Origin of the sequence: Acidithiobacillus sp., from assembly GCF_023255755.1 — a bacterium.
Taxonomy (GTDB): domain Bacteria; phylum Pseudomonadota; class Gammaproteobacteria; order Acidithiobacillales; family Acidithiobacillaceae; genus Acidithiobacillus.
The window spans coordinates 1-6,151 of record NZ_JAGDVS010000176.1; the positions used below are offsets into that span (position 1 = coordinate 1).

The following is a 6,151-nucleotide window of genomic DNA, read 5'->3' on the forward strand; positions in this document are numbered from 1 at the left end:
CCCGATTTCCGCCGACACGGTCGTCAAGTCTACAAAGGCAGGTGTTTTCGCCGAGGCCATTGCGCACGTCGGCCACGCCACCGCAGGTCAGCACAGCCTCGCCAATTCGGGGGGGGTACTGGCGCTGCCCTTTACCCATCAGCACTGGGTACGCCCCGGACTCATGTTATACGGGCTTTCGCCCTTCGCCGGGCACACTGGTAGCGAGATCGGCTTGCAACCCGTTCTGTCCTGGCGCAGTGCAGTGGTGGCCATCCGCGAGCTCGCCCCCGGTGACTGGTTGGGCTATGGTGCTGCCTGGCAGGCTCCTGCGCACTGTCGGGTGGGGGTCGTGGCGGCAGGCTACGGTGATGGCTATCCGCGTCACCTGGGTTCGGAGGCGCCGGTTACAGTGGCCGGACAGGCTACCCGGACTTTGGCACGAGTGAGTATGGATATGCTTTTTGTAGACTTGACGACCGTGTCGGCGGAAATCGGGGCTTCCGTCGTGCTCATGGGGGCTGGCGGACCAGCCCTTGAATCCCTGGCGGCAAGACTCGATACGATCTCCTATGAATTGAGCTGTCGTATGCAGATGCGCGTTCCGCGCCAGTTGATCTCATGAGTCGCGACAAAACCCTCTTTGTCTGTCAGGAATGCGGCAGTACCAGCAACAAATGGCTGGGACGCTGCCCGGATTGTGGCGCCTGGAACAGCTTCGTCGAGCAGCGCGTGGAGAAGGTCGGGGCCAAATCCCAAACCACCTATGCCACGGCCAGTCCGCCGCAATTTCTGCATGCGGTGCCGATCACGGATGTGGGGCGCAGCACGACGGGTCTGGCAGAGCTCGACCGGGTGCTGGGCGGCGGACAGGTGCCGGGAGCCGCCATTCTCTTGGGCGGGGAACCGGGTATCGGTAAATCCACCCTCCTGCTTCAGACCGCCCATCATCTGGCCCAGGCCAGTAAGGTGCTTTATGTCACCGGGGAGGAGTCCGCGGCACAAGTCGCCTTACGCGCGCAGCGCTTGGGGCTGGGCCAGAGCTCCGTACGGGTGGTCGCCGAAAACCATCTTGAAGCGATTGAGGGTCTGCTCCAGTCAGAGCGACCCGCACTGGTGCTGGTGGATTCTATCCAGACCGTCTATACCGACACGCTGCAATCGGCCCCTGGCTCGGTAGCGCAAGTGCGGGAGTGCGCGGCCCGTCTGGTGCGTTTCGCCAAAGCTACGGGCACCACGGTCTGGCTGGTCGGACATGTGACCAAGGAAGGGGCCATCGCTGGTCCGCGCGTGCTGGAACACATGGTGGATACTGTCCTCTATTTTGAAGGGGAGGCGGGTAGTCCCTACCGGATTGTGCGTGCCATCAAAAATCGCTTTGGCGCTGCCAACGAGCTGGGCGTTTTTCAGATGCATGAAGAGGGCCTGAGCGAAGTCGCCAATCCTTCGCAGCTCTTCCTGTCGCAGCATGATCGACCCGTAGCAGGGAGCGTGGTGCTGGCGACGCAGGAGGGGACCCGCCCGCTTCTGGTGGAAGTGCAGGCTCTGGTGACGCCGAGTCCGCTGGCTAACCCCCGCAGGGTCGCCATCGGCCTGGACCCTAACCGCCTCTCCCTCCTGCTGGCCATCCTGCATCGTCACGGTGGCAGTATGTTTTTTGATCAGGATGTTTTTGTGAATATCGCAGGTGGAATCAAAGTCAACGAACCCGCCGCCGATCTGGCGGTAGCCCTGGCCCTGCTCAGCAGTTTTCGCAATAAACCCTTAGAGGGGCGCCGGGTGGTTTTTGGTGAACTCGGCCTTGCGGGAGAAGTGCGTCCGGTGGCGGCTACCGAAGCGCGGATACGTGAAGCCATCAAGCTGGGCTTCACGGGCGCTATTCTCCCGCGTGGCGAAAAGATTTTGAGCGCCTCTGCTTTTAAGCTGTGTCCGGCCGCCCGTCTTGGCGACGCGATAGAGGCGGCTTTCGACGGAGAGTAAGCCCCTGCGCGTCTGCTGCACTATAGCCGTCGGCCGGATAGCTTGCAATATCTTTTCGGAGCGGTTAGGGTGGCTTGGGAGTGCGCATGAGAAATCACATAATTTACTGATATGTGAAGCTATTCTTGCATTTTTTCTGATAGTCTGAGAGGAGAGTTATTATGCAACAGTCTACCATTTACTCTGCTGCACAGGGCGTATTTCATTCATCCAGGTGTGGATTTGCAGGGACCGCTCTGTTTGCTTTGGGTCTGTTTGGTCTGGGGACCAGTATGGCGTTCGCCTCTGGTATGGAGACATCGGCGCCAGGATTGGTGCGCACTGCAATGACTGCGGGTGCCGTGGCAAGCCCTGCTGAGATAAAGAATTTTGCGGCTGCGGTTCGGGGGATCAAGCCACTTAACGAACAGGTCCACAGCGCCCTGAGTCAGAAGAATATCACCGCCACCAAGCGGGAAGAGTTGAAAAAATCCTACATGACCAGAGTAAACAGTATCCTTGCCAGTAATCATCTGACAGCGGAGCAGTACTCCAGCCTGCTCAAGCAGACGCAGAGCGATCCGGCATTTGCCAAACAGGTTGAAGCGGCTATGCAGTAAAGCGCCATTCCACCCATGCCCAAACTCAATTTACCCCATCCTGATTATTCTGCTCGCCGCAGTCATCTGATGCAGAAAATGCACACCGCCGGTGTCGCGATTATACCCACCGCCACACCCAAGAGCCGTAACAGCGACGTGCAGTATCCGTTTCGTGGTGACAGCGACTTCTTGTACCTGACCGGCTTCGTGGAGCCTGAGGCCGTGCTGGTACTGGTTCCTGGGCGCGCTGATGGGGAGCAGATCCTGTTCTGTCGTCCGCGTGACCCGGAGCGGGAAACCTGGGATGGGCGTCGTGCTGGGCTGGAGGGTGCTCAAGAGCAATGTCAGGTGGATCGTTGCCTCTCGATTCATGACCTGAATGATGTCCTTCCACAACTGCTGGAAAATCGGGAACTACTGTTTTATCCCATGGGTCAGTCCACGGATTTCGACGCGCGGGTAATGCACTGGCGTAATGTCGCCAAGAGCAAGATTCGCCAGGGTGTGCGCTACCCGCTGGAAGTGGTCGATGTTGCTGATCTGATCCATGAGATGCGGCTGTTTAAGGATCCTGAAGAGATCGAAATTCTGCGGGCGGCGGTGGGGATCAGCGGTGCCGGTCATCGTCATGCCATGCGGCAGTGCCAGCCGGGTATGCTGGAGTACGAACTGGCCGCCGAGATCGAGCACGTTTTTCATCGCCTCGGGTCGCCCAGTGTGGCTTATCCCAGTATCGTCGGTGGCGGAGTCAACGGCTGTATTCTGCATTACACGGAAAATGATGCGGAACTGCGTGACGGCGATCTGGTACTGATCGACGCCGGTGCGGAGGTGGGTGCCTACGCCGGAGACATCACCCGAACCTTACCGGTCAATGGCGTTTTCAGTCCCGCACAACGGGAAATTTACGAAGTCGTTCTGGCCAGTCAGGAAGCGGGAATCGCGGCCGTACAGGCGGGGCGCCCGGTTGTGGATTATCATGACGAGGCCGTCAAGGTGCTGGTGGACGGCTTGTTGGATCTGAAAATACTTACTGGTAGTCGCGATGGGGTTATTGAGCAGGGCAGCTATAAGGCCTTCTATATGCACCGGACAGGGCACTGGTTGGGCATGGATGTTCACGACGTCGGCCATTATCGCAGCGCGGATCAGTCCTGGAGGAAGCTGGAGGCAGGGATGGTGCTGACGGTAGAACCAGGCCTGTACTTCTCCCCGGACAATCAGTCGGTACCTGAGCGTTGGCGCGGTATCGGGATTCGTATTGAGGACGACGTGCTGGTGACTGCCAACGGGCCGGATATCCTTTCAGGCGAAGTGCCAAAGCGCATAGCCGATGTGGAGGCAATGATGGCGGCCGGACCTGGCAGTGGGCGATAATTGTTTGCCAGGGCAGGCCTTGTTGCCGTTCAGAGGCCGTTAGTCGACGGTATCTGCGAGCGTACGAAACGCAATTTTGCCTGCTTTACTCCGAAGTCCATAGCGCGCTGGACGCTACCCATCAGAATGTCGGCAGCCATGTGATAACGGGAATTCATGGTGTCCCAGACAACGCCATGAATCACTCGTCCAGAATGCAAAATGATATCTATGTGTTCACCACAGCGGTTGCCTCCATTCTTGAGGAAAAACAAATCCTGCGAAAGGGCGATCTGGTTGGACCGGTTAGGGCCGCAGGCCGCAATATCCGGATCACTACTGGTTTGGTCAGGAAGTGCGTTGTAAGCGGTTAACCGCCGCAGATAAAACACCTTTTGCTGCATGAGGAGTGCACCGTCGCTGCGCTCAGACTGCGCAGATTCTCCTGGGGGCATGGATGACTGACTGTCCACCGCATTTTCTAACTGACTGTCCATCCGCTGACGGTTGCTGGCATTCCCTGATAGCTTGTTGAGCAGTGGTACTGGTAATTCGTTTGGATTGAGCGCCAAGGCGTTGGGCAGCAAAAATGCGAACAGGGCAAGACTCATCCCGGCAGATAATCGTCGTATCAAGTCTATCTCCTTATCTGAGCAGGCCTGTGGCGACCTTATCCCAGCTTCAACGCTGCTGGTGTTGTTCTCAAAATACGAAACGGAACAACATATTACAAAAAATACAGAAAAAATCAAGAAGATAATTTTATTTTATTATAAACAGTAAGTTAGATTATGTGTCTGGGGCATATCTGTTAGATACGGGAGGGTCGACCGAATGCGGCTGGATCCATTGAAGGGGCTGCGCATTTTTCTTGGGTGCCCGGTAACGGTGGACTAAGCTGTGGCCTGGATGTGTTTGCAGGTGCTTAATGTGCTAAATGGTCAGCCGCCACCGAATAAAGTGTGCCTACTCACTGGCGTGTTGTTGTTTTTTTAGCTATGCTTTGTCTGCTCGTTATCCAACCCAACAAAGGAGACTGCTATGAGCAAGTTCACCACCGCTTTGAAGGTAACCGCGCTGATTTTGCCCTTGGGCTTGGCCGGTTGTGCGACCACCTCTGACCTCGACAAGGTTGCTGCCAAGGCTGACGCCGCACAGTCCACCGCCAACGAGGCCCTGGCCAAGGCCAATGCCGCGCAGAGCACCGCGACGGACGCGCTGAGCAAGGCTAACGCTGCGCAGAGCACTGCTGACCAGGCCATGAGCACGGCCAACGCTGCCAATCAGAAGGCCGATGAAGCCAACGTGAAGGTAGAGCGGATGTTCAAAAAGGCGATGATGAAGTAATTCTCGCGCCGGTTGTTTGTGATGGGGCCTCGTCGATTCTTCGGCGGGGTCTTTTCGTATCTGGGGCGCGGACAGAATTCAGGGCCAATCCTGTCCGCGCCCGGCATCTGCACTCGCTGGCTCATCTGATGGCAGGTTGCCCAGGTAGCGGATGTGGTCGCCTACAAATAGAACCACCGCTCCCATACCGATAAATGCCGCTGTAGTCATGCTCATTGAGCAGCCCTCCTCCTAGTGCGAAGGTAGCATTTTCAGCAGTGCCACGATAACGCCGACGGTCACCACCAGCATCCCGCCAATTTTAATAATCAGGCGCTGCTCAAGGTCTTTCATGGATGCGCTCAGGTCGTCCTTGGTGATGAGTTCCTGTATGTTGACTTCAATAACCTCTGCCAACGCCTCGGCTTGCGCTTCGGCCTGTTCTGCAGGCAGACCTGCGGCTTTCAGTCGGTTGGCGAACTTCAGCGTGTCAAAAGTTAATGTTGACATGATGCCACCCCAATAATTTAGCCAGATCCTCGGCCCTCAAGTGAGTATAGCGTTTCAGCATCTGCAATGTCTTGTGCCCGGTAATGGCCGCCACCTGCATCGGGTTCAGGCCTTTCTCAAAGAGGCGGCTGGTGGCCTCGTGGCGGAGGTCGTGCAGCCTTAAATCTTCTACACTGGCGAGGTCGCAAGCCCGGATGAATGCCTGACTGAACGAGTAGCCATCCTCTTCCATAGCTATTTTCCGTGAAAGCGTAAATACAATTAGGGCTTAGGTTTTGTCACCTAAACCATTGTTTATATGGGTGGCTGTTCCTGTTCCCAGTGGGAATGTCTGTTTACGCTGGCAACACCCATGCAGTTATTTTGAGTACGGTCAAAGATATTGATGGCTTTAGACGCGCTGACGGTCACGTAGCGTG

At 56.7% G+C, this 6,151-nt stretch carries 9 protein-coding genes; 5 read left to right on the forward strand and 4 right to left on the reverse strand.

What is annotated here, in order from left to right:
- From Q0C48_RS12225 to pepP, 4 genes are all read left to right on the forward strand, one after another.
- Positions 1 to 604 (forward strand): alanine racemase C-terminal domain-containing protein (locus Q0C48_RS12225; protein ID WP_291524749.1); only part of this gene is annotated, 604 nt, incomplete at its 5' end.
- Entirely contained in the window at positions 601 to 1,959 is a 1,359-nt protein-coding gene (gene radA, locus Q0C48_RS12230; protein WP_291524751.1) for a DNA repair protein RadA, read from the forward strand. The genes Q0C48_RS12225 and radA, both read left to right, overlap by 4 nt.
- A 161-nt stretch (positions 1,960 to 2,120) precedes the next feature.
- Positions 2,121 to 2,558, forward strand: coding sequence for a DUF4168 domain-containing protein (locus Q0C48_RS12235; RefSeq protein WP_291524753.1), 438 nt, complete (start codon positions 2,121 to 2,123; stop codon positions 2,556 to 2,558).
- Between the two features lie 15 nt (positions 2,559 to 2,573).
- Complete coding sequence (gene pepP, locus Q0C48_RS12240) at positions 2,574 to 3,917, forward strand: Xaa-Pro aminopeptidase (RefSeq protein WP_291524755.1); 1,344 nt, start codon at positions 2,574 to 2,576, stop codon at positions 3,915 to 3,917.
- Between the two features lie 29 nt (positions 3,918 to 3,946).
- Here pepP and Q0C48_RS12245 read toward each other — a convergent pair whose 3' ends face one another.
- Positions 3,947 to 4,531 (reverse strand): hypothetical protein, encoded by a 585-nt coding sequence (locus Q0C48_RS12245; protein WP_291524757.1) that lies wholly within the window; start codon positions 4,529 to 4,531, stop codon positions 3,947 to 3,949.
- A 406-nt stretch (positions 4,532 to 4,937) separates the two neighbouring features.
- Between Q0C48_RS12245 and Q0C48_RS12250 the strand changes: the two genes are divergently transcribed.
- Positions 4,938 to 5,243 (forward strand): Lpp/OprI family alanine-zipper lipoprotein, encoded by a 306-nt coding sequence (locus Q0C48_RS12250; RefSeq protein ID WP_291524759.1) that lies wholly within the window; start codon positions 4,938 to 4,940, stop codon positions 5,241 to 5,243.
- Between the two features lie 78 nt (positions 5,244 to 5,321).
- Here Q0C48_RS12250 and Q0C48_RS12255 read toward each other — a convergent pair whose 3' ends face one another.
- From Q0C48_RS12255 to Q0C48_RS12265, 3 genes are read right to left on the reverse strand one after another with little or no spacing between them, the layout of a single operon-like run.
- Positions 5,322 to 5,459 (reverse strand): hypothetical protein, encoded by a 138-nt coding sequence (locus tag Q0C48_RS12255; protein WP_291524762.1) that lies wholly within the window; start codon positions 5,457 to 5,459, stop codon positions 5,322 to 5,324.
- 15 nt (positions 5,460 to 5,474) lie between these two features.
- Entirely contained in the window at positions 5,475 to 5,732 is a 258-nt protein-coding gene (locus Q0C48_RS12260; RefSeq protein ID WP_291524764.1) for a hypothetical protein, read from the reverse strand.
- Positions 5,713 to 5,964 carry a tyrosine-type recombinase/integrase gene (locus tag Q0C48_RS12265; RefSeq protein ID WP_291524766.1) on the reverse strand — a complete coding sequence of 84 codons (252 nt, stop codon included), beginning with the start codon at positions 5,962 to 5,964 and terminating at the stop codon, positions 5,713 to 5,715. Before Q0C48_RS12265 ends, Q0C48_RS12260 begins: the two co-directional genes overlap by 20 nt.
- Positions 5,965 to 6,151: the final 187 nt, after the last annotated feature.